The following is a 21,393-nucleotide window of genomic DNA, read 5'->3' as shown; positions in this document are numbered from 1 at the left end:
AGTACAAGTATTGGGAATTAACTGAATAATCTCCTACAATAAGGGTATCGAGATTGGACTAGAAGTAAGTTTTCAGATAAGCCTAGCAAAGGGGATAAGAACATGGATCAAGAACAAGTTATTCGTGAAGCGGCAGAGAAGTTTGCAGCACTCATCCGGGAAGATTTCAAACGTATTGAGGCCATCAAAAATGCACCGGGCCGGAAGGATTTCACCAAGCTGGACCACGTTACCGTAGGCATTCTGCCTGGGGACGGCATTGGCCCCTACATTATGGAACAGGCCCTGCGGGTGGCAAAGTTCCTGCTCAAGGACGAAATCGCCGCTGGGAAGGTGGAATTTACCACCATCGAAGGCATGACCATTGAAGAACGGGCTGCCAAGAACCAGAGCCTGCCGGACGAAGTACTGGAAGCCTGCAAAGCCTGCGACGTACTGGTGAAGGGTCCGTTTGTGACTCCCCGGGCCGGCGATCCCTGGCCCAACCTGGTCAGTGCCAACAGCCTGATGCGCCGGGCCCTGCAATTGTATGCAGCAGTACGGCCGGTGCGGATTCCGGAAAAGGGCATTGACTGGACCTTCTTTAGAGAAAACATCGAAGGCGAATACATCTGGGGCAACAAGGGCATTCAGGTAAACGATGACCTGGCAGTGGACTTCAAGGTCCTGAGCCGCCCCGGTGCAGAACGGATCTGCCGGGCTGCCTTTGAATTCGCCAAAGCCAATGGCAAGACCAATGTAACGGTGGTAACCAAGGCCAATATTGTGAAACTGGTGGATGGGAACTTCATTAAAATGGCCCATGCCCTGGAAAAGGAATACCCGGGCATTACGGTACGGGAAGAACTGGTTGACTCCATGGCCGCCAAACTGACGGACCAGGAATTCACCAAAGGCATGCAGGTCTTTGTGCTGCCCAACCTGTACGGGGACATTGTTACCGACGTGGCTGCCGAATACCAGGGCGGCCTGGGAACGGCTAGCTCCTCCAATATCGGCGACCAATACGCCCTGTTTGAAGCCATCCATGGGGTGGGCAACTTCCTGGTACAGCACAACCGTGCCCAGTATGCCGATCCGTGCAGCCTCATTCGGGCCATGGGCGAAATGATTGCCCACATTGGCTACCCTGAAAAGAAACAACAACTGGTGGATGCCCTGGATATCTGCACCCGCACCGAAAAGAAAGTGGTTATCACCACCGACAAGGACGGAGCTACGGCTGCAGAATTCACGGACTATCTGCTGGATACCCTGGCAAAATAAGCCAGATACAAACAGCCTGACTACAAGCCACTATGCCCCGGCCGGGTGGACTGCGATCATCCGGACAGGGCCTGAAAAAAGGAGAGGAAACTCATGATTCAATTGTACAAAAATGGTGCGTACCTGCTTCACGGTACCGAACTGATTGCCGAAGAAGATGTTGCCAAAGCGGAGCAGCAGCTGGGCAAGAAGCTGGATAAGAATGAAGCCAAAAAAGGTACCATCGCTTACAGCATCTTGAAAAGCCACAACACCGGCGACTCTATGGATAACCTGAAAATCCGTTTTGACGCCCTGACCTCCCATGATATTACCTACGTTGGCATTATTCAAACGGCCCGTGCGTCCGGTATGGAAAAATTCCCCATGCCCTATGTACTGACCTGCTGCCACAACTCCCTGTGCGCTGTAGGCGGCACCATCAACGAAGATGACCATCTGTTCGGCCTGACTGCTGCCCAGAAATACGGCGGCATCTACGTTCCCCCTCATATGGCTGTTATCCACCAATATATGCGTGAAATGTATGCCGGCTGCGGCAAGATGATTCTGGGCTCCGACAGCCATACCCGTTATGGCGCTCTGGGTACTATGGCTGTAGGTGAAGGCGGCGGCGAACTGGACAAACAGATTCTGCTGGACACCTGGGACAACCCGTATCCTGGCGTAGTGGCTGTATACCTGACCGGTGCTCCCAAACCCTGGGTAGGACCCCATGATATCGCCCTGGCTATCTGCGGCGCTGTTTACAAGAACGGCTACGTAAAGAACAAGGTAATGGAATTTGTGGGACCTGGCGTTTCCTCCATGACCACCGACTACCGGAACGCTGTGGACGTAATGACCACGGAAACCACCTGCCTGTCCTCCATCTGGAGAACTGACGAAGACACCCATGCTTTCCTGAAGGAACACCATCGGGAAGCTGACTATAAGGAACTGAATCCGGCTGACGTAGCGTACTACGATGGCGTTGTGGTTGTGGACCTGTCCACCATTAAACCCATGATTGCCCTGCCGTTCCATCCTTCCAACGCTTACGAAATCGACGAACTGAACGCCAACCTGGGCGACATCCTGCGGGAAACCGAAAAGGCTGCGGAAAAGGTTAGCCAGGGCAGAGCAGAATTCACCCTGACCGACAAAATCGTGAATGGCAAGCTCCAGGTACAGCAAGGGGTTATCGGCGGCTGTGCCGGCGGTAACTACGTGAACGTAGTGGAAGCTGCCAACATGCTGCGCGGCAGATCCATTGGCACCGGCGAATTTACCCTGAACATTTATCCTTCTTCCATGCCCGTTTATATGGACCTGATGAAGAAGGGCGAACTGACGGACCTGATGGCTGCCGGTGCTGTGGTTAAGACCGCTTTCTGCGGACCTTGCTTCGGCGCAGGGGACACCCCCAACAACAACGGCCTGTCCATTCGTCACAATACCCGTAACTTCCCCAACCGGGAAGGCAGCAAACCGGGCCAAGGCCAGATGGCTGCAGTAGCCCTGATGGATGCTCGTTCCATCGCTGCTACCGCTGCCAACAACGGCATCCTGACCTCTGCTGAAGAATACGGCGATGCTTTCGGCAATGTGCCTGAATACCACTTCGACGACAGCTCCTACAAAGCCCGTGTATTCTACGGCTTTGGCAAGGCCAACAAGGACCAGGAACTGTTCTACGGCCCCAACATCAAAGACTGGCCGGAAATGCCGCCTCTGGGTGACAACGTACTGCTGAAGGTCTGCTCCAAGATTTTGGATCCGGTTACCACCACCGACGAACTGATTCCTTCTGGTGAAACCTCCTCCTACCGTTCCAACCCCCTGGGCCTGGCTGAATTCACCCTGTCCCGCCGGGATCCGGAATACGTAGGCCGCACCAAGGCTGTGAAGGAAGTAGAAGTGGCCCGGGAAGCTGGCAAGGACCTGCCGGAAGAAGTAAAGGCTGTGTTCGAAACCTTGAAGAGCCTGCCTGGGGAAGCAACTCCTGCCAACACGGAAATCGGCTCCATGGTTTATGCCAATAAACCTGGCGACGGTTCTGCCCGTGAACAGGCTGCCAGCTGCCAGAGAGTTATCGGCGGCCTGGCCAACATCACCCAAGACTACGCTACCAAACGGTATCGTTCCAACGTAATCAACTGGGGCATGCTGCCTTTCCATCTGAAAGGCGAACCGGTGGCCTTTGAAGTAGGCGACTACATCTACGTACCCGGCGCCCGGAAAGCTCTGGATGGGGACCTGCAGGACATCACCGCTTACGTGGTGAAGAACGGCGAAACCACCCCCATCAACCTGTACATCAAAGACCTGACCGCTGAAGAACGGGCTATCATCAAAGCTGGCTGCCTGATCAACTTCAACCGGAACAAGGCTAAAAATAAGTAATTCGCAGCAATGCGATATCCTCCTTTTTGCTGAAAACCAACAAAACCAGCAAGAGCCCCTGGACCCCGTTCCAGGGGTTTTTGCTGTCCTGAAGAAAAATTGGCAAAGGCGCAGGAATTTGGCAGTCAGAGGGCTTGAAAAATGGTAGAATATAAGTAATAATAGTTTGATTCTTGCAAGGTGAGGGGTACATTATGGATTTTCGTGAACTGCAATATGTAGTAACTGTAGCTGACTGCCGGAACATTACCCAGGCGGCCAAACAACTGTATATTTCCCAGCCTTCCCTCAGCTATGCCCTGGCCCGGATCGAAAAGGAAATCGGCGTCAAGCTTTTTGACCGGTCCCAGCAGCCTTTGGCGCTGACGGATGCGGGGATTATCTACGTGAAGACGGCCCGGGATATTCTTCAGGAACGGATTGAGATGAAAAACCGCCTGGCGGACCTGAAGGACGGCCAGGGGGCCCGGATCAGTCTGGGGATTCCGGCGGAGCGGGCAGGGTATATGCTGCCGCCCATTATCAATACCTTCCGGCAGCGCTTTCCGGATTCGGAGTTTTTCATTCAGGAAGCGGGTACGGACGAGCTGATTGAGCTGCTGAAGAATAATAAGGTGACCTTCCTGGTCTGCCCCCGGGACCAGGAGTATCTGCCGGTGCCCATGGTGACGGAACTGATCTACCGGGAAAAGGTGCAGCTGATTGCGGCGGAAGATGCCTTTACGGACGATATGTTCCTGGACAAGGCCAGCCGGCTGGTGGATCTGAAGAAACTGGAGCATATGCCCTTTATCGGCATCAAGAAGCGTCATTCCATCCATGCCCAGGTGGAGCGGATTTTCCGCCAGTATGATATTTCCCCCAAGGAACTGATGGAAGTGGAAAGCAGCATGACGGCGGTCCAGCTGGCAGCCTGCGGCCTGGGCTTTACCATTGTGCCCGGCCGGGCCAAGAAAATCCTGGGGCCGGATTATGCCCGGTATTGCTACGATTATTCTCCCCATCCTTTTCAGTGGAACATCAATGCCATTTATAAGAAGAACAGCTATCTGAATAAAGCGGAACGGTATTTCATTGACCTGCTGAAGCGGGAATTTGGCAGCCGGGAAGTCTAAAAAGGGCCCTGCCGGGGAAGTCTGGCAGGGTTCTTTTTAACAGCCGCAGAAAGTGTTTTGAGACTGGAAAATCCATGTAGGGTGGGCCAAAATGTGAGAAAAAAAGGCGTTTTACGAAAAACATATCTAATTAATTGATAACTTTTCTTAAAAATATGTTACAAAATCCCCTATTATCATTAAATATATAGTATAATTATATATATTCTAAGTACCAGAAGGGATTTTTCTAGCTCTGTAGAATGTATATACCATAACTGTAATGAATCTCTCTACGGTACAAAGGTGGTGAAACCATGTCCATGTTAGAAGAAATAAAAAATGCCGAGCAGCAGGCAGACGAACTGAAAAAACAGGCGGCTGCAGATGCTCGCAGCACCCTGCGCCAGGCCCAGGAAAAGGCCCACGCCCAGGCTGCAGAAGTATTGCAGGAAGCCCGGAAACGGGCGGCTGAAACGGTAGCGGCTGCAGAAGCTGCGGCCAAGACGGAAGCCGAGGCTGCCATTACCCAGAAAAAGGGCGAAGCTGACGCTGTGGCTGCCAAGGCCCGGAAGAATCTGCCCCAGGCAGTGGACTATATTATGGAAAAGGTCGTGATCGCATGTTAGTTCCCATGCAAAAGCTGACGCTGTACGCGTTGAAGGCGGATCGCGATGCCCTGTACCTGGCCCTGCAAAAAGATGGCAGTGTCATGCTGGAACCGGAAGAGGACAGCAAAGCCCTGGAGGGTTCCGAAGAAGTCAGTGCCCAGCTGGATAAGGCCGGGCAGGCTCTGCGCTTTATGGTGCAGAACGGGGCCAAAAGTGCCCTGTTCCCCCAAAAGGAGCGGGTATCCTATGGGGACTTCCTGAAGAAGAACGATCAGGGGCGGCAGCTCACCGAGCAGCTGGACACCATTGCCGGCAAGATTGCTTCCCTGGAAAGTGAAGCGGCGGCTTTAAGGACCCAGGCGGACAGTCTGGAACCCTGGCTGCAGCTGGACGTTCCTTTGGAGCAGCTGGCTTTTACGGAGACCACCCGGTGCTATGCGGGCTTTTTGCCCGATACCCAGCTGGAAACCGTTCGGGAAGGGCTCAAGGACCTGCCGGTGGAGCTGAGCGTCTATGGCCTCAGTGAAGACGGGCAGGCGGTGGTAATCATCGCCTATCTCAGCGCCGACGAGGAGGTCAAGCACCTGTTAAAGGAAAATGACTTCAGCGAAGCGGTGCTGCCCAAACGCAGCGGTACGGCCCAGCAGGTAAAAGCTGAACTGTTGGAGGAAATCCGCCAGCGGGAAGAGAAGGTGGCAGAGCTCAGAAAGGAAACCCAGGAGCTCGGCGGCCAAAAGCAGCAGCTGGAGCTGTACTATGACCAGCTGTCCGCGGCCAACGCCCGGCTGGCCAACGGCGGGGTAGAAACCGCCAAGGCTTTTAGGGTCCAGGGCTGGGTCCGGAAAGACCGGACAAAGCACGTGGAAGAAGTTATCCGCAGCGTCACCGATGCTTTTGAAATTTCCTTTGCAGAACCGGACGGGGAAATCCCACCTACGGTGCTGGAAAACAATTCCTTGGTCCGGCCCTACGAGTCGGTGGTGGAGCTGTACTCCCTACCCATGGCTGGCTCCTTTGACCCGGATGCCATTATGGCCCCGTTCCATTTCATCTTCTTTGGGATGATGCTTTCCGATGCCGGGTACGGGCTGGTACTGACCATTATGCTGTACATCGCCATGAAGAAATTCAAACCGGAAGGGTTTGCCGGGAAACTGGCTATGGTCATTTTCTTCGGCAGCATTTCTACCATTATCTGGGGCGCCATGTTTGGCGGCTGGTTTGGTTTGGAATGGAAACCCTTGCTGTTTGTGCCCATGAAAGAGCCCATCAAGATGCTGGCCCTGTGCTTTGGCCTGGGGGTCCTCCATCTGGTTACCGGGATGCTGATCAAAACGTATCTGCTGATCCGGGATGGGGATATGCTGGGGGCCATTTGTGATGAAGTGAGCTGGCTGATCATGTTTGCCGGATTCTTTGCCATGGCACTGGTACCGGGCCCCTTGGGCAAGTACCTGGCCATTTTGGGTGCCGCCATCATCATCTTGTTCGGCGGACGGGAAAAGAAGGGCATTGTCAGCCGCCTGCTGGGCGGGCTTCTGAGCCTGTACAATATCAGCGGGTATCTGAGTGACCTTTTGAGCTACTCCCGGATTTTCGCCCTGGGGCTTGCTACCGGCGTTATCGCCATGGTTATCAATACCGTGGCCCAGATGCTGTGGGGTGCTGGCCCAATTGGCATTGTGGCTGCTATCCTGGTGCTTTTTGCCGGTCACTATTTCAACATCATCATCAACGTGCTGGGTGCCTTCGTGCACAGCAGCCGGCTGCAGTATATCGAGTTTTTCGGCAAGTTTTATGAGGCCGGCGGCCGGGCGTTCCTGCCCTTGGCCCTGCGGACCAAATATACAGATATCACGAAATAAAACCTTAAGGAGGATGTAATTATGATTACTTTAGGAACGGCTCTGGCATTTGGCGGCGCTGCCACGGCAGCAGCTCTGGCAGGCGTAGGAAGCGCCATTGGTGTAGGGATTGCTGGTCAGGCAGCTTCCGGCGTGGTCAGTGAAGACCCGGATAAGTTTGGTAACGTTCTGGTATTGCAGGCTCTGCCTGGTACCCAGGGCATTTACGGCCTGTTGATTGCCTTCATCATCATCTTGAATCTGGGGGTTATCAGCGGCGATATCAAGGAATTGACCACGTATCAGGGACTGGCCTTCTTCTTTGCTTCCCTGCCCATGGGCATTGGCGGTCTGCTTTCCGCTATCTACCAGGGCAAGGTGGCTGCTTCCGGTATTTATCTGACGGCAAAACGCCCGGAAGAAACTGGTAAAGGCATCATCCTGACGGCTATGGTAGAAACCTACGCCGTACTGTCCCTGTTGATTTCCTTCATCATGGTGAACGGCATTAAACTATAAGTGAGGTGGACGCGTCGTGGCAGGCGATAAGATTATTCAGAAGATAGAAGAAGAAGCGAAGCAGGACGCGGCAGCCATCGCGGCCGCAGCCCAGGAAAAGGCTACCAAGGAGGCAGACCGGATTCTGGCCAAGGCCAAGGAAGAAGCAGCGGACGTAACCGCCAAGGCCCAAACTGAAGCCAAGGAAGCCGCCGTCCGGCAGCAGCTCATTGGTGAGCTGCAGTCCCGGAAGGACACCTTGGCCAGCAAGCGGGCTGTGATCCAGGAAGCCTTTACGGAGGCCGCTGCCCGGCTGGCAGCGCTGCCTCAGGCAGATTGGGAAGCCCTGATTACCCGGATTGTGCTGTCCTGCGACCTGGAAGGGCACGAGGAACTGGTGGTTCCCGCCAAGGACCGTGCCATTTATGAAGGCGGGTTTTTGAAGAAGCTGAACAAGGAACTGCGGCAGCAGGGGAAAGAGGGCGACCTGAAGCTGGCCCAGGACGCGGCTGCTTTTGACGGCGGCGTGCTGATCCGGGGCAAGAGCTGTGATTACGATGGCTCTTTTGCCACCTTGCTGCAGGATGTGCGTGATCAGGAGGAATATCGCGTAGCAGAGCTTCTGTTTGGCGCGGAGGTGAAGTAAGATGCCCCAGCCCAGTTATGAATATGCCCTGGGCCGCATCAGTGTTCTGTCCACCCATCTCCTTACAGCAGCGCAGCTGCGCCGGATTGCCGAAGCAGGCAGTTCCCAGGAAGCCATCAAGCTGCTGATGGAAACCGGGTATGGTGAAAACCAGACCACAGAACAGGAAATCGCCCTGGGTGAAATTGATTTGATTATCCGGGAACAGCTCCAGCTGACCCGGAAACGGATTCAGGAAATTACTCCGGATCCGGAACTGACAGGCTTGTTTTTGCTGCCGGTGGATACCCACAACCTGAAGGCCCTTTTGAAGGCCCGGCTTTTGGGGACTTCTGCCGACGACATTCTGCGGGAGGGCGGAAACTTTTCCCTCCAGGACCTGAAGGATATGGTCCAGACCAAGTATTACGAAGATCTGCCCCCCATCTACCAGCATACGCTGGAAGCTATTGAGGGAGAACTGAACCGGGAACCGGATCCCTTCCTGCTCAGCGCCCAATTGGACCAGGCCATGTTTGCCCAGGCCCAGGAAGTACTGGACCGGAAAAAGGAACACGGCTTTATCCGGGAGTACTTTTCCCTGTGGGCGGACTTTACCAATACCCTGAGTCTGATCCGGGCTCAGAACCTGCACTGGGACGTGGCCAAACTGCGCCAGGTGCTGATTACTTGCGGGGAAATCCCCCTGAAGGTGTTTGAGGAGAGTTTGGACGTACCGGCGGAACAGCTGGGCGCCAGCCTGGGACAGGGTTCCCACAAGGGGGAACTGATCCAGGCCATCAACGAATATGCCCAGACCAACGAGCTGGGTGTAATCCCCAAACGGATGAAGGAAGGCCTCAGCCTGATCATCCGGCGGGCCAAATGGGATACCCACACCCTGGGCCCCATTGTGGGCTACCTGATGGCCCGGGAAACCGAGGCGGAAGCTCTGCGGCTGATATTCGGCGGACTGCAGGGCGGCTTTGAAGTAACGCTGCCGGAGGTCTATGCGTAAGGGCCCGGAAGCTTGGGAGGATGAAAATGGAAAAAAAGAAAATAGCAGTGATCGGTGATCCCAGCTCCGTTATGATCTTCAAGGCCGTTGGTTTTGACGTGTTCTACGAAGAAGAACAGGAAAAAATAGAGCGCAGGATCCACAAGCTGGCGGATGCCGGGTATGTGGTCATCTACATTACGGAAACCGCTGCCCAGAAAGCCAAAGCAGTGATTGACGAATACGCTGCCGCTACCTTTCCTGCCATCATTCTCATTCCCAGCGGCAATAAGTCCCTGGGCTTGGGTATGCAGCGTGTTCGGGAAAACGTGGAAAAAGCAGTGGGCGCCGATATTCTGTTCAAGGAAGGGTAGGGATAGATTGTGAGTGGAAAAATCGTAAAAGTATCCGGCCCGCTGATTGTTGCTGAAGGCATGAAGGACGTGGAACTCCATGATATGGTCCGCGTCAGCGATAAGCATTTGATCGGTGAGGTTATCGAATTACGGGATGATAAAGCCTCCATTCAGGTATACGAAGAAACGGCCGGCCTGGGACCGGGGGAACCGGTGGAATCCACCGGGGTGCCCATGTCCGTAGAACTGGCACCTGGCCTGATCGAAAGTATTTTCGATGGGATCCAGCGGCCGCTGGAGGAAATCTATAAACTGGCCGGGGATAGAATCCGCCGGGGTATTGATGTGCCCAAGCTGGACCGGCAGAAAAAATGGGAGTTCGTGCCCGTGGCCAAAGTCGGAGACGAAGTGTCCGGCGGGGACGTGATTGGTACCGTCCAGGAAACCCCGGCCGTACTCCATAAAGTCATGGTGCCTCCTGGCAAGGGCGGCACGGTGGAATGGGTTTACCAGGGGGAAGCCACCATCCTGGACCCGGTGTACAAACTGAAAGACAAACAGGGCAAGGTCACGGAATACCCCATGCTCCAGGTATGGCCGGTACGGGTGGCCCGTCCTTATAAGGAAAAGCTGCCTCCGGATGAACCCATGGTAACCGGGCAGCGGGTTATCGATACCCTGTTCCCCATTGCCAAGGGCGGCGTGGCAGCAGTGCCCGGGCCTTTCGGCAGCGGCAAGACGGTTATCCAGCACCAGCTGGCCAAGTGGGCCGATGCAGATATTATCGTCTACGTAGGCTGCGGCGAACGGGGCAACGAAATGACCGACGTATTGAACGAATTCCCGGCCCTGAACGACCCCCGCACCGGGCTGCCGCTGATGAAGCGGACGGTGCTGATTGCCAATACCTCGGATATGCCGGTGGCCGCCCGTGAAGCTTCCATTTATACGGGCATTACCATTGCCGAGTATTACCGGGATATGGGCTACAAGGTGGCCATTATGGCCGACTCCACTTCCCGTTGGGCAGAAGCCCTGCGTGAAATGTCCTCCCGGTTGGAAGAAATGCCCGGTGAAGAAGGGTACCCGGCGTACCTGTCTTCCCGTCTGGCAGAGTACTACGAACGGGCCGGCGAGGTGGAATGCCTGGGCAAGGATGACCGGGTAGGCGCCGTTTCTGCCATTGGGGCCGTATCCCCTCCTGGCGGCGATATTTCTGAACCGGTTTCCCAGGCTACCCTGCGGATTGTCAAGGTATTCTGGTGCCTGTCCTCTGCCCTGGCCTATGCCCGGCATTTCCCGGCCATCGACTGGCTGCAGAGCTACTCCCTGTATTCCGATCGGCTGCGGGCCTACTACGACAAGCACGTGGCGCCGGACTGGTCCAAACTGGTGGGCACCACCATGGAAATCTTGCAGGAAGAATCCAGCCTGAACGAAATCGTCCGCCTGGTAGGTATCGATGCCCTGGGCTTCAAGGACCGGATCACCATGGAATGCGCCCGGTCCATTCGGGAAGACTTTTTGCACCAGAACTCCTTCCACGAAGTGGATACGTACACTTCCCTGGAAAAACAATACGACATGCTGAAGCTGATCATTACCTGGTACGAACAGGCTTTGGAAGCCATGACCAAGCATGTGAACCTGGATAAGATCATTGAAATGCCTATCCGGGAAAAGATTGGCCGTGCCAAGTACATTCCGGAAAGCGAACGGAAGGAAAAGTTCGCCGAACTGAACAAGGAATTGGAACAGGCCTTTGCAGAACTGACGGAAGAGGGTGACGACAATGCGTAAAGATTATAAGACCATTCGCGAGGTAGTCGGCCCTCTGATGCTGGTGGACCAGGTACAGGGTGCCACCTACGATGAACTGGTGGAAATCCACCAGGAAAACGGGGAAGTCCGCAGCGGCCGTGTGCTGGTCATCGACGGGGACAAGGCCCTGGTACAGCTGTTTGAAAGCTCCCAGGGGCTGCGTCCGGCTACGGCCAAGGCCCGTTTCCTGGGCCACGGCATTCAGCTGGGGGTATCTCCCGATATGCTGGGCCGGGTATTCGACGGCATGGGCCGCCCCATTGACGGAGGCAAGCCCATTATTCCGGAAAAGTTCCTGGATATCAACGGGGAACCCATGAACCCGGCTGCCCGGGACTATCCTTCGGAATTTATCCAAACCGGGGTCAGCGCCATTGACGGGCTGAACACCCTGGTCCGGGGCCAGAAACTGCCGGTATTCTCCGGTTCCGGTCTGCCCCATGCCCAATTGGCTGCCCAGATTGCCCGGCAGGCCAAGGTACTGGGCACCGGCGAAAAATTCGCCGTAGTGTTTGCCGCCGTAGGGATTACCTTTGAAGAAGCCAACTTCTTCATGCAGGACTTTAACCGGACCGGCGCCTTGAGCCGTGCGGTGATGTACATCAACCTGGCCAACGACCCGGCTGTAGAACGGATTGCAACGCCGCGTATGGCCATTACCGCTGCTGAATATCTGGCCTTTGAGCTGGATATGCACGTACTGGTTATCATTACGGATATTACCAACTACGCCGATGCCCTGCGGGAAGTATCCGCTGCCCGTAAGGAAGTGCCCGGCCGCCGGGGCTATCCTGGCTACCTGTACACGGACCTGGCTACCATGTACGAACGGGCCGGCCGGATCAAGGGCAAGAAGGGGTCCATTACCATGATTCCTATCCTTTCCATGCCGGAAGACGATAAGACCCACCCCATTCCCGACTTGACCGGGTACATTACCGAAGGGCAGATTATCCTGTCCCGGGAACTGTACCGGAAAGGGCTGACGCCGCCGATTGACGTGCTGCCGTCCCTGTCCCGGCTGAAAGATAAGGGCGTGGGCAAGGGCAAGACCCGGGAAGACCATGCCGATACCATGAACCAGCTGTTTGCTGCATACTCCCGGGGCAAGCAGGCCAAGGAACTGGCCACCATCCTGGGGGATTCGGCCCTGAGCAAGGTGGATAAGCTGTATGCCAAATTCGCCGATGCTTTTGAACGGGAATACGTGTCCCAGGGCTACCAGACCAACCGCTCCATTGAGGAGACTTTGGACTTGGGTTGGAAGCTTTTGGGTATCCTGCCCAGATCCGAACTGAAACGTATCCGTGATGAATATCTGGACAAGTACTACAAACCGGCGGATGGCAGCGAGGGGGAATAACCCATGGCTACAAACGTAAACCCTACCCGGATGGAGCTGACCCGGCTGAAGAACCGGCTGGCCACTGCCGTTCGGGGACATAAATTGCTGAAGGACAAGCGGGACGAAATGGTGCGGCAGTTCATGATCTACATCCGCCGCAACCATGAACTCCGGCAGAAAATGGAAAAAGCCCTCCAGAACGTTTCCCGGCATTTCGGGATGGCCAAGGCCCATATGGGGGCCCTGAGCGTCAACGAAGCCCTGCTGTACCCGGCACGGAGTGCCGAGTTTGAAGTGGGCCGGAAGAACGTGATGAGCGTGGAGGTGCCGTCACTGAAGTACACCGGCAACACGGCGGACGATGCTGCGTCCATTCCCTATTCCTTTGCTTTTACGGCGGAAGAACTGGATACGGCTGTAACAGAACTGACCACCCTTTTGCCGGAACTGTTGGAACTGGCAGAGGTGGAAAAGACCTGCAATATGCTGGCAGATGAAATCGAAAAGACCCGCCGGCGGGTTAACGCCCTGGAATACGTGATGATTCCGGAAATGCAGGAGAGCATCAAGTATATCACCATGAAGCTCAGCGAGAACGAAAGAGCCAGCACGGTGCGCCTGATGAAGGCCAAGGAAATTATGGCCAAGCAGGCGTAGGGTGCCGGAAAATAAGAGGCTGGGAAAAAATGAGGTTTCATTTTTTCCCAGCCTCTTTTGGATTTTGCCCTAGGAGGTGCAGCATGTCACTCAACGAAACAAGCAAATTTCTGGCGTTAATCCTGCGGCATAAGCCGGAGGTAATCGGCATTACCCTGGACCGGCACGGCTGGGCCAAGGTGGAGGAAGTGGTTGCGGGGATTGCCAGGCAGCAGCCCTTTGATCGGGCGATGCTAGAAGAAATCGTGCGCACGGACAGCAAGCAGCGCTATTCCTTTAACGAGGACCATACGCTGATTCGGGCCAACCAGGGACACTCCCTTCCCGTGGACGTAGAACTGGCAGAAAAGACGCCGCCGGAAGTGCTGTGGCACGGCACCGGTGAAAAGTATACCGCGTCCATTGAGGCCCAGGGCCTGATACCCAAATCCAGGCTGTATGTGCATCTGTCCGGGGACTACGCAACCGCCGTGAAGGTGGGGGCCCGCCACGGCAAGCCTGTGGTTTACCGGGTTGCCGCGGGAGAAATGGAGAAGGCCGGCTTCCGGTTTTATCAGTCTGTAAACGGGGTGTGGCTGACCAAAGGTGTGCCTGCCCAATATTTAAAGCGAACGGCGGAGGCAGATTAACAGATTTGGACGAGCTTGGTGTATAGGAAGCTGGGCGAAGGGCACAGGGCGCTAAGAAGTTAGAACGCAGAACGTGCAGTAAAGGGGACTGTGCTCTAAAAGGGGTAAATTGTGGTAGAATAAGGAAACACAGTTTGACAAAGTAAAGGAGGCAGCAAGCGTTGGCAACCACGTTTAATTTTCGTCCGGAGCGGGGCCAGGGGCCCTTGTACCGGCAGCTGGCCAGCTATTTCCGGCAGGAAATCCGGGAAGGGCGGCTGCTGCCCCTGGAGTTCCTGCCCAGCATCCGGAAGCTGAACCGGGACCTGAAGCTGAGCCGGACTACGGCGGAGGCGGCCTACGAAATCCTCATTGACGAGGGCTACGTCCAGAACCTGCCCAGCCGGGGCTACCAGGTGGTGGATACCGGGAGGATTCCTGCCCCTAAAAAGGTACGGCCCCAGTGGGCTAGGGCGGAAAAAGAGAAAAAAGCGCCTCCTGTGCTCTATAATTTTTCCAATAATTACATTGATACGTCCACCTTCGATACGGTGCTGTGGCGGCGCTGCCTGAACAAGGTGCTGCATAGTCCTGGGGCGCTGGCCGGCTACGGGGACCCCCAGGGGGAACCGGTACTGCGGGAGGTCCTGGCCCGGTACAGCTACAGTGCCCGGGGCGTAGTGTGCACTCCGGAACAGATCCTGGTAGGGGCCGGCCTTCAGGCCCTTTTGGTGATTCTGCTGTCCATTTTGCCGGTGGAGCCCAAACGGGTGGGACTGGAGGCACCGGGCTTTCCCCAGGCGGAGCAGGTATTCCACCTGCTGGGCTGGGAAACCCAGACCTTTGACCCTGGGGACCCCAAGGCGGACTGGCCGGGGCTGCTGATGATCTCTCCCGCCAACCCCTACAAGGGGCGGGCCCTGACAGAACGGGAACGGAATAACCTGATTGTGGCCACCCAGCTGGAGCGGGTGTATCTGCTGGAGGATGACTACAATGGGGAATTCCGCTACCTGCATCAGCCCACCCCGGCCCTGCACAGCTTTGGCAACCGGGAGCAGATCATCTACGTAGGGTCTTTTTCCCGGACCCTGCTGCCTTCCCTGCGGATCAGCTACCTGGTGCTGCCGGAAAAACTGCTGCCGGCCTACCGGGCGGTGGCAGCCCGCTACAACCAGACGGCATCCACCATGGAACAGCTGGCCCTGGCCCAGTATATTGAGGACGGGCATCTCACCCGGCACGTGAAAAAGCTGCGGACCCGGTACCGGGAAAAGAGTCGGCAGCTGCGCCAGGCCCTCCAGGAAGTGTTTGGGGAGCTGGTCCTGCCCATGAGCTACGGGTCCGGGCTTCACCTGCACATTGCCCTAAGGCTGCCGGGCACGGCGGCAGAATTGGCCCAGCAGGCCCTGAAGCAGGGGGTGCGGATTATTCCTGTCCAGGGAACGCCGGAGGGGCAGCCCCCGGAGTTTCTCCTGTCCTTTGCGGGGATTGGGGAAGATAAGATCCGGGACGGGGTAAAGGCTTTGTACCGGGCCCTGGTACCGGAAAAATAGCGGCCGGGTACATTGTGTTTCCCTACTGTTCTAGGGTATAATGGAACAAAATATAGTATATAAGAAGTAAATTGTAAGCAAGAAGAAGTTACCTGTAAGCAAGGAGGTGCGGCGATGCATAAAAAATGGGAGGCAGCTGCCTTGGCCCTGGCTTTGACGCTGCCCATACCGACCGTTCAAGCCGCCCAGTATTTTGCCCCGAAATATGGCTTTTCCCAAAATGGCCAGCTGCAGCCGGCCCTGACGGTAGAATTTACCAAAGGGGTGCCCCGGCAGATTTCGGCTATTTTGACGGGGACGCCCGGCAGTGAGCGGGTCATGGCGCTGGCCTGGCAGAACGACCAGAATATCGGCCTGGTGGCCTACCAAAAGGGTGTGGACTATGCCCTGTATAAATTGAACTTTCGTCCCGGCAAGGAAGATTTGCTGATCCTGAGCTACGGCAAGCACGGGGTGGGGCGGACCCACCTGAATGAAGTGTCCGTGATTGGCGAGGACGCCCTGGGTGTGGTGCGGCCCCTGCCCGTAGTGGGCTTTGAGCCGGTAGATGTATTCAATTCGCCGCTGCAGATCCGCCAGAATCAGGCTGTGCTGTTTCTGGAAGACGCGCCTCACGTGCTGACCTTATCGGCAGATGGGGCGATGGGCTACCTGGTGGATGTGGAATAAATAAGGAGGAACCAGCATGAGTTTGTCTGAATTATATAAGGGCTGCCGGACCTACCGGCGCTTTACCCAAAAACCGGTGCCGGAGGAGCTGCTGCATACGCTGGTGGACACGGCCCATACCCGAAGCTGCGGCCGCAACGGCCAGCCTTTGCGGTTTATCGTGGTGAAAAGCCCGGAAAAGGTGGCTGCGATGCAGCCGCTGGTGCGCTGGGCGGCGGCACTGCCCAAGGCCATCGGCACCCCTGTCCAGGGAGAACAGCCCACGGCTTTTGTGGTGGTGCTCCGGGAAAACAATGCGGGGCCGCTAACCAATGTGGACTTGGGCATTGCCCTGGACACTATGGCCATCTGCGCCTGGGAACAGGGCGTAGGCAGCTGCATTATGGCAGCTGTGGACCGGAAAGCCATTGGGGAGCTCCTTTCTGTGCCGGAAGGCTGGGAAGTGAATATTGTGCTGGCCCTGGGGTATCCCAGCCACCAAAGCACCTTGGTGGAGGCCCAGGAGGGCGGCAGCCTGGATTACTATGTGGACGAGAAACGGGATTACTACGTGCCCAAGCTGAAGCTCAAGGACGTGGCCCGGTTCTGCTGAAACGGTAGGCCCTGGGGAAAACAGAACCCAGGGCCGGCAAGGAGTACAAAATGATCTATGATACAGCCATTATCGGCGGAGGTCCTGCGGGCCTGAGTGCTGCCGTTACGGCAGCCGCCCGGAACCAGTCCGCAGTGTTATTTGACGCCGGGGATTTTGCCCCGGCACTGCGCAAATCCCACAGTATCAAGAACTACCTGGGTATGCCGGACCAATCCGGCAAGGCGCTGATGGACGCCTTCCTGGCTCACGCCAAGGAAGGGGGCGCTGTGGTAGTGCCCCACAAGGTGCTCAGCGTCATGAGCCTGAAGGACCATTTCTACTTGGCGACTCCGGGGGATATTTACGAAGCCAAAACGGTCATCCTGGCTCCCGGGGTGGCCCACGGCAAGGGCCTTACGGGAGAAGCGGATTATTTGGGACGGGGCATCAGCTACTGCGCTACCTGCGACGGGAATTTCTATAAAGGAAAACATATTGGGGTCATCACCACCCTGGAATCTGGCTGGGAAGAAGTGCTGTTTTTGGCTTCTTTGGCGGCAGAAGTGGACGTTTGGGCCACATATCCCGTGCCGGCCTTTACGGAAAAGAATATTCGCATTCGGACGGGGAAACCCACCGCCGTGGAAGGCGGGGAGAAGGTTACCGCCCTTAAAACCACGGAAGGCACGGAACCGGTGGACGGTATTTTTATCCTCCGGGAAACGGATCCTTTGGAAAAGCTGCTACCGGGCCTGAAACTGGACGGCCGCTTTATTGCGGTGAACCGGCAGATGGCTACCAGCGTGGACGGGGTATTTGCCGCCGGGGACTGCACCGGCCTGCCCTGGCAGATCAACAAGGCCGCCGGGGAAGGGCAGGTGGCCCTGCTCTCTGTGGCTTCGTGGCTCCAGGAGCACCGGCAATGACCGGGGAAAGGCGGCTCCAGGCAGGATTACTAGCGGCACTTCTTGCTGCCAGCCTGCTGACGGGCTGCGGCAGCAGTACCGGGAGCCAGAGCACTGCCTCCAGTAAGGGGACGGAAGCGGCCAGCACCCAGGAAAAACTTCTGACCAGCCCGGCCCCCAGCCAGGAAACCAAGACCTTGGCTCCTGGGGAAGGGGAACGGGGCGCCCGGGTGGAATTTGTGACCCGGGAACACAAGATGGAACGGATCACCTTTTCCGGGGGCTATCTCCGGACCCTGCCGGAAGAAAAGCCGGATACCATTATGCGGGCGGCCCCGGCGGGCAGTCTGGGAATGATTTTTGGGAAACGGGAAATCAACGGCCTGGAATGGGCCAAGGTGGCTACCCGGGATGGGGTCACCGCCTGGTACGCGGCGCCGGCCCGGGAAGGGGCACTAAAGGAAGACAAGCGGCCGCCGCTGCAGATTGCGGAAAATGTTTACCGCAGCACCTATCCCCAGGTAACCGGGGAAGTACCGCCCCGGGTCCAGGACCGGATCAACCAGGAGCTGGGCAATTACTACTCGGTATACCGGCACGTTATCGGGCCGGTGGGGGGCGAGCTCCAGTGCAAGGTGACGTATAACCGGCGGGGGCTGCTGAGCCTGGTATTTACCGGCAAGCCCATCCGGTACCGGACCTATCCGGTGTCCGAGGTGAACAACCTGGCCAGCTGGTCCCAGCTCAAAAAATACGTGTACGTTTCCCCATTGATTGGGGGTTCGGACCCCAATTCCCTAACGGCCGAGCGGACGGATCTCCAGTACGGCATGGTTTTTGACCTGAATACGGGGAGCCGGCTGACCTACGAGTATTTTCTGGGAAAGAACCGGGAAGCTGCGGTAAAAGAGCGGCTGGCAGAGCTGGGCAGCGATGCCCGGCTGGACCCGGACAATTTTTACGTGGATGACCAGGGAAAACTCATTGCCCTGGCCAGTGTCCAGCAGCCGGAGCCGGGACGGGTTCCCTTAGACCTGTCGGATCTGGTGGTGCGGGACTATTAAAACAAAATCAAGCCTAAGGAGAGGGTAACCATGGATCAGGCCATGTCCGCCAATTGGAAGCGGACTTTCGGGGTCCTTTGGATCTGTGTTTTTCTGGTATGCGCCAGCTATACCATGGTAGTGCCTTTCCTGCCGTTATTTCTGGTGCAGGAGCTGCACCTGCCGGCGGCCAATGCCAAAATGTGGTCCGGGGTGATTATCGCCGTGACCTTTGTCCTGGCAGGGGTGATGGCTCCCTACTGGGGTGCCCGGGGCGATGTGTCCGGGCAGAAAATCAATGCCATCCGGGCCGGGGTGGGGCTGACCTTCTGTTATGCCGCTACGGCCCTGGTAACGGACCCCTGGCAGCTTTTGGGGGTGCGGGTGCTGATGGGCATCATCAGCGGGTTTGTGCCGGCCTGTATGGCCATGGCTTCCTACATCTTGCCGGAAAGCCGGATGGGGTGGGGCATGGGACTGATGCAGACCGCCAACTCCAGCGGCAGCATTATGGGGCCGCTTTTGGGGGGCTTTCTCAGCAGCCTGTTTGGTATGCGGATGTCCTTTATGGTGGCGGCGGGGTCTTTGGGCCTGGCGGCTCTGGCGCTGGTGTTCCTGGTACCCCGGGACCATCCCAAAGGGCCTTCGGCTGCCGAAGCCAAGCAGGGGATGTTTCAGCAGCTGGGGGGCATGCTCACCCAGAAAACCTTGTTTGGCATCCTGCTGCTTTTTGCCCTGGTAAAGGCCTGCATTATGGTGGTGCAGCCGCTGCTGACCATTTATGTCAACGACCTGCTCCAGGGGGCTCCGGATGTGGTGACCATTTCCGGGGTAATCCTGTCCCTGGCAGGGATTGCCGGTATTGTGGCCGCGCCTTTCTGGGGCACCCAGGGGCATACCTATGGCTGCAACCGGGTCCTGTCCCTGGTGCTTTTCAGCGCCGGCGTTATGGACGTGGCCCAGTATTTCGGCCACAATATTTGGATTTTTGCCATTCTGTACTTTGTCTACGGCCTGTTCCTGGCAGGAGCAGCTCCCAATCTGTACACCAGCATGACCCAGGAAACTCCGGTTTCCCAGCGTGGCAAGGCCTTTGGCCTGGCCACGGCAGCGGACCAGCTGGGCGGCGCCATCGGCCCCTTGGCCGGGGGTTTTCTGGGAGCCTTTATGACCATTGGCCAGATTCTGGCCCTGACCGGGCTGGTGCTGATGGTGGGCGGAATTTACGTGTATCAGTCAAAAGTACGGAAACAGCCTGTGGTATCTTGACGGCTTGCCGTCTATAAATAAAAAGGAGATGCAATATGAACAGAAAAGTACATTTTCACACAACGTTAGGGGATTTCACTGCGGAAATTTTTGAGGATAAGGCGCCTATTACGGCTGCCAACTTTCTGAAATTGGTGGAAGAAAAATTCTATGACGGCATTATTTTCCACCGGGTTATCGATGACTTCATGATCCAGGGCGGGGACCCTACTGGTACCGGCCGGGGCGGCTCCAAGGACGTGATTCGGGATGAATTCGGTCCTGGCCTGGCCCACGACAGCGAGGGCATCCTGTCCATGGCCAATGCCGGCCCCAACACCGCCAGCAGCCAGTTCTTCATTACCCTGGTTCCTACGCCCTGGCTGAACGGCCATCACGCCATTTTCGGCAAAATCACCGAAGGTATGGATGTGGTCCACAAAATCGGCTCCACGGCTACGGACTTCAGTGACCGTCCCCTGGAAGACGTTGTGATGGAAAAGGTTGAAATCGTAAAATAATGGCAGCCTACGTGTATATGATCCGCTGTGCCAATGGATCGCTGTACACCGGGTGGACCACTGACCTAAAGCGGCGCCTGGCCCAGCATCAAGCGGGGACAGGCGCTAAGTTTACCCGGGGCTTCAAGGCGGTGGAAATGGTCTATTTTGAGGAAGTTTCCAGCCGGGAAGATGCCTTGAAACGGGAGTATGTTCTAAAACATTTAAAGAAAGCGAGGAAAGAGGAGCTGGTTCGATGCTTTACGGGAAAGCTTCAGAAAATTACATGAATACAGCCTCTTTTTCTTGTACTTTTGCTTGTAAAAGCAGTCCTGTTATGCTAGAATGATTCTCAGAGAAAGCGGACTTACTGAATGTTGAACGCAAAGTATCACAGATAGGTGGATCGTTTTTCGCAATATTTTTTAGGAGGCCAAGTAATATGACTGGCAAAGTAAAATGGTTTAATGCTGAAAAGGGTTATGGTTTCATTGAACGCGAAGATGGCGGCGACGTATTCGTACATTTCTCCGCAATCCAAGGCGACGGTTTCAAAACCTTGGAAGAAGGCCAAGCTGTTGAATTCGATGTAGTCGAAGGCAACCGCGGTGAACAAGCTGCGAACGTTGTTAAGCTGTAAGATATAGCATCTGAAGAATAAACAACCAAGCAATGAAAGGGGTGTCGCAGAAATGCGATACTCCTTTTTTTCTATGTCTGGGGTGGGTGAGCCCTGGGCGGCGCATACTGTCATTCTATAACAATCAGAAACAGCGCCGGGGAAACTGCCT

The 21,393-nt window shown here is 56.1% G+C and carries 22 protein-coding genes; all 22 read left to right on the top strand.

The features are described 5' to 3' along the window. Positions 1-102 precede the first annotated feature (102 nt). Positions 103-1,266 carry an isocitrate/isopropylmalate family dehydrogenase gene (locus tag C7E10_RS06100; protein WP_105326444.1) on the top strand — a complete coding sequence of 388 codons (1,164 nt, stop codon included), beginning with the start codon at positions 103-105 and terminating at the stop codon, positions 1,264-1,266. Between the two features lie 93 nt (positions 1,267-1,359). Next, positions 1,360-3,651 carry a hydratase gene (locus tag C7E10_RS06095; RefSeq protein WP_105326443.1) on the top strand — a complete coding sequence of 764 codons (2,292 nt, stop codon included), beginning with the start codon at positions 1,360-1,362 and terminating at the stop codon, positions 3,649-3,651. 194 nt (positions 3,652-3,845) lie between these two features. After that, on the top strand, positions 3,846-4,766 hold the full coding sequence (locus C7E10_RS06090) for a LysR family transcriptional regulator (protein WP_105326442.1): 921 nt from the start codon (positions 3,846-3,848) through the stop codon (positions 4,764-4,766). Positions 4,767-5,068: 302 nt separating this feature from the next. Then, the gene (locus C7E10_RS06085) at positions 5,069-5,374 is read left to right on the top strand and encodes a hypothetical protein (RefSeq protein WP_233547543.1); all 306 of its coding nucleotides are present in this window, start codon (positions 5,069-5,071) and stop codon (positions 5,372-5,374) included. Continuing rightward, positions 5,368-7,221 carry a V-type ATP synthase subunit I gene (locus tag C7E10_RS06080; RefSeq protein ID WP_105326440.1) on the top strand — a complete coding sequence of 618 codons (1,854 nt, stop codon included), beginning with the start codon at positions 5,368-5,370 and terminating at the stop codon, positions 7,219-7,221. Before C7E10_RS06085 ends, C7E10_RS06080 begins: the two co-directional genes overlap by 7 nt. A gap of 21 nt (positions 7,222-7,242) precedes the next feature. Continuing rightward, positions 7,243-7,719, top strand: a complete 477-nt coding sequence (locus C7E10_RS06075) for a V-type ATP synthase subunit K (RefSeq protein ID WP_105326439.1) — start codon at positions 7,243-7,245, stop codon at positions 7,717-7,719. Positions 7,720-7,735: 16 nt separating this feature from the next. Beyond that, positions 7,736-8,344, top strand: a complete 609-nt coding sequence (locus tag C7E10_RS06070) for a V-type ATP synthase subunit E (protein WP_105326438.1) — start codon at positions 7,736-7,738, stop codon at positions 8,342-8,344. 1 nt (position 8,345) lies between these two features. Continuing rightward, complete coding sequence (locus C7E10_RS06065) at positions 8,346-9,341, top strand: V-type ATPase subunit (RefSeq protein WP_105326437.1); 996 nt, start codon at positions 8,346-8,348, stop codon at positions 9,339-9,341. A 26-nt stretch (positions 9,342-9,367) separates the two neighbouring features. Next, positions 9,368-9,694: a V-type ATP synthase subunit F gene (locus tag C7E10_RS06060; protein WP_105326436.1), complete on the top strand. Its 327-nt coding sequence runs from the start codon at positions 9,368-9,370 to the stop codon at positions 9,692-9,694. Between the two features lie 6 nt (positions 9,695-9,700). Beyond that, positions 9,701-11,476: a V-type ATP synthase subunit A gene (locus C7E10_RS06055; RefSeq protein ID WP_199614565.1), complete on the top strand. Its 1,776-nt coding sequence runs from the start codon at positions 9,701-9,703 to the stop codon at positions 11,474-11,476. Next, positions 11,469-12,860, top strand: a complete 1,392-nt coding sequence (locus C7E10_RS06050; RefSeq protein WP_105326434.1) for a V-type ATP synthase subunit B — start codon at positions 11,469-11,471, stop codon at positions 12,858-12,860. Before C7E10_RS06055 ends, C7E10_RS06050 begins: the two co-directional genes overlap by 8 nt. A 3-nt stretch (positions 12,861-12,863) precedes the next feature. Next, positions 12,864-13,499: a V-type ATP synthase subunit D gene (locus C7E10_RS06045; protein ID WP_105326433.1), complete on the top strand. Its 636-nt coding sequence runs from the start codon at positions 12,864-12,866 to the stop codon at positions 13,497-13,499. Positions 13,500-13,582: 83 nt separating this feature from the next. After that, positions 13,583-14,128 (top strand): RNA 2'-phosphotransferase, encoded by a 546-nt coding sequence (locus tag C7E10_RS06040; protein ID WP_105326432.1) that lies wholly within the window; start codon positions 13,583-13,585, stop codon positions 14,126-14,128. Positions 14,129-14,289: 161 nt separating this feature from the next. Beyond that, positions 14,290-15,663, top strand: coding sequence for a MocR-like pyridoxine biosynthesis transcription factor PdxR (pdxR, locus tag C7E10_RS06035; protein WP_105326431.1), 1,374 nt, complete (start codon positions 14,290-14,292; stop codon positions 15,661-15,663). 114 nt (positions 15,664-15,777) lie between these two features. Then, on the top strand, positions 15,778-16,332 hold the full coding sequence (locus tag C7E10_RS06030; protein WP_105326430.1) for a hypothetical protein: 555 nt from the start codon (positions 15,778-15,780) through the stop codon (positions 16,330-16,332). Positions 16,333-16,348: 16 nt separating this feature from the next. Further along, complete coding sequence (locus C7E10_RS06025) at positions 16,349-16,924, top strand: nitroreductase family protein (protein ID WP_105326429.1); 576 nt, start codon at positions 16,349-16,351, stop codon at positions 16,922-16,924. A 50-nt stretch (positions 16,925-16,974) separates the two neighbouring features. Further along, positions 16,975-17,832 (top strand): NAD(P)/FAD-dependent oxidoreductase, encoded by an 858-nt coding sequence (locus C7E10_RS06020; RefSeq protein ID WP_105326428.1) that lies wholly within the window; start codon positions 16,975-16,977, stop codon positions 17,830-17,832. Beyond that, positions 17,829-18,875: a hypothetical protein gene (locus C7E10_RS06015; protein WP_105326427.1), complete on the top strand. Its 1,047-nt coding sequence runs from the start codon at positions 17,829-17,831 to the stop codon at positions 18,873-18,875. The genes C7E10_RS06020 and C7E10_RS06015 overlap by 4 nt, the downstream gene beginning before the upstream one ends. 30 nt (positions 18,876-18,905) lie before the next feature. Continuing rightward, positions 18,906-20,123 carry an MFS transporter gene (locus C7E10_RS06010; protein ID WP_105326426.1) on the top strand — a complete coding sequence of 406 codons (1,218 nt, stop codon included), beginning with the start codon at positions 18,906-18,908 and terminating at the stop codon, positions 20,121-20,123. Positions 20,124-20,158: 35 nt separating this feature from the next. Then, a complete protein-coding gene (locus C7E10_RS06005) occupies positions 20,159-20,623 on the top strand; it encodes a peptidylprolyl isomerase (protein ID WP_105326425.1) in 465 nt (154 codons plus the stop codon). Then, entirely contained in the window at positions 20,623-20,892 is a 270-nt protein-coding gene (locus C7E10_RS06000; protein ID WP_105326424.1) for a GIY-YIG nuclease family protein, read from the top strand. The genes C7E10_RS06005 and C7E10_RS06000 overlap by 1 nt, the downstream gene beginning before the upstream one ends. A gap of 152 nt (positions 20,893-21,044) precedes the next feature. Continuing rightward, the gene (locus tag C7E10_RS05995) at positions 21,045-21,242 is read left to right on the top strand and encodes a cold shock domain-containing protein (RefSeq protein WP_105326423.1); all 198 of its coding nucleotides are present in this window, start codon (positions 21,045-21,047) and stop codon (positions 21,240-21,242) included. Positions 21,243-21,393 lie beyond the last annotated feature (151 nt).

It is taken from the genome of Acidaminococcus hominis (assembly GCF_900291475.1).
GTDB classification, from domain to species: Bacteria; Bacillota; Negativicutes; order Acidaminococcales; family Acidaminococcaceae; genus Acidaminococcus; species Acidaminococcus hominis.
The sequence above is the reverse complement of the archived record's forward strand: the minus strand, read 5'-3'. Positions and strand labels throughout refer to the sequence as shown.

Excerpts from the sequence above, each read along its gene's own strand:
- C7E10_RS06100 (WP_105326444.1), top strand. The coding sequence starts at position 103 with ATGGATCAAGAACAAGTTATTCGTGAAGCGGCAGAGAAGTTTGCAGCA.
- C7E10_RS06095 (WP_105326443.1), top strand. The coding sequence starts at position 1,360 with ATGATTCAATTGTACAAAAATGGTGCGTACCTGCTTCACGGTACCGAA.
- C7E10_RS06090 (WP_105326442.1), top strand. The coding sequence starts at position 3,846 with ATGGATTTTCGTGAACTGCAATATGTAGTAACTGTAGCTGACTGCCGG.
- C7E10_RS06085 (WP_233547543.1), top strand. The coding sequence starts at position 5,069 with ATGTTAGAAGAAATAAAAAATGCCGAGCAGCAGGCAGACGAACTGAAA.
- C7E10_RS06080 (WP_105326440.1), top strand. The coding sequence starts at position 5,368 with ATGTTAGTTCCCATGCAAAAGCTGACGCTGTACGCGTTGAAGGCGGAT.
- C7E10_RS06075 (WP_105326439.1), top strand. The coding sequence starts at position 7,243 with ATGATTACTTTAGGAACGGCTCTGGCATTTGGCGGCGCTGCCACGGCA.
- C7E10_RS06065 (WP_105326437.1), top strand. The coding sequence starts at position 8,346 with ATGCCCCAGCCCAGTTATGAATATGCCCTGGGCCGCATCAGTGTTCTG.
- C7E10_RS06060 (WP_105326436.1), top strand. The coding sequence starts at position 9,368 with ATGGAAAAAAAGAAAATAGCAGTGATCGGTGATCCCAGCTCCGTTATG.
- C7E10_RS06050 (WP_105326434.1), top strand. The coding sequence starts at position 11,469 with ATGCGTAAAGATTATAAGACCATTCGCGAGGTAGTCGGCCCTCTGATG.
- C7E10_RS06045 (WP_105326433.1), top strand. The coding sequence starts at position 12,864 with ATGGCTACAAACGTAAACCCTACCCGGATGGAGCTGACCCGGCTGAAG.
- C7E10_RS06040 (WP_105326432.1), top strand. The coding sequence starts at position 13,583 with ATGTCACTCAACGAAACAAGCAAATTTCTGGCGTTAATCCTGCGGCAT.
- C7E10_RS06030 (WP_105326430.1), top strand. The coding sequence starts at position 15,778 with ATGCATAAAAAATGGGAGGCAGCTGCCTTGGCCCTGGCTTTGACGCTG.
- C7E10_RS06025 (WP_105326429.1), top strand. The coding sequence starts at position 16,349 with ATGAGTTTGTCTGAATTATATAAGGGCTGCCGGACCTACCGGCGCTTT.
- C7E10_RS06020 (WP_105326428.1), top strand. The coding sequence starts at position 16,975 with ATGATCTATGATACAGCCATTATCGGCGGAGGTCCTGCGGGCCTGAGT.
- C7E10_RS06015 (WP_105326427.1), top strand. The coding sequence starts at position 17,829 with ATGACCGGGGAAAGGCGGCTCCAGGCAGGATTACTAGCGGCACTTCTT.
- C7E10_RS06010 (WP_105326426.1), top strand. The coding sequence starts at position 18,906 with ATGGATCAGGCCATGTCCGCCAATTGGAAGCGGACTTTCGGGGTCCTT.
- C7E10_RS06005 (WP_105326425.1), top strand. The coding sequence starts at position 20,159 with ATGAACAGAAAAGTACATTTTCACACAACGTTAGGGGATTTCACTGCG.
- C7E10_RS06000 (WP_105326424.1), top strand. The coding sequence starts at position 20,623 with ATGGCAGCCTACGTGTATATGATCCGCTGTGCCAATGGATCGCTGTAC.
- C7E10_RS05995 (WP_105326423.1), top strand. The coding sequence starts at position 21,045 with ATGACTGGCAAAGTAAAATGGTTTAATGCTGAAAAGGGTTATGGTTTC.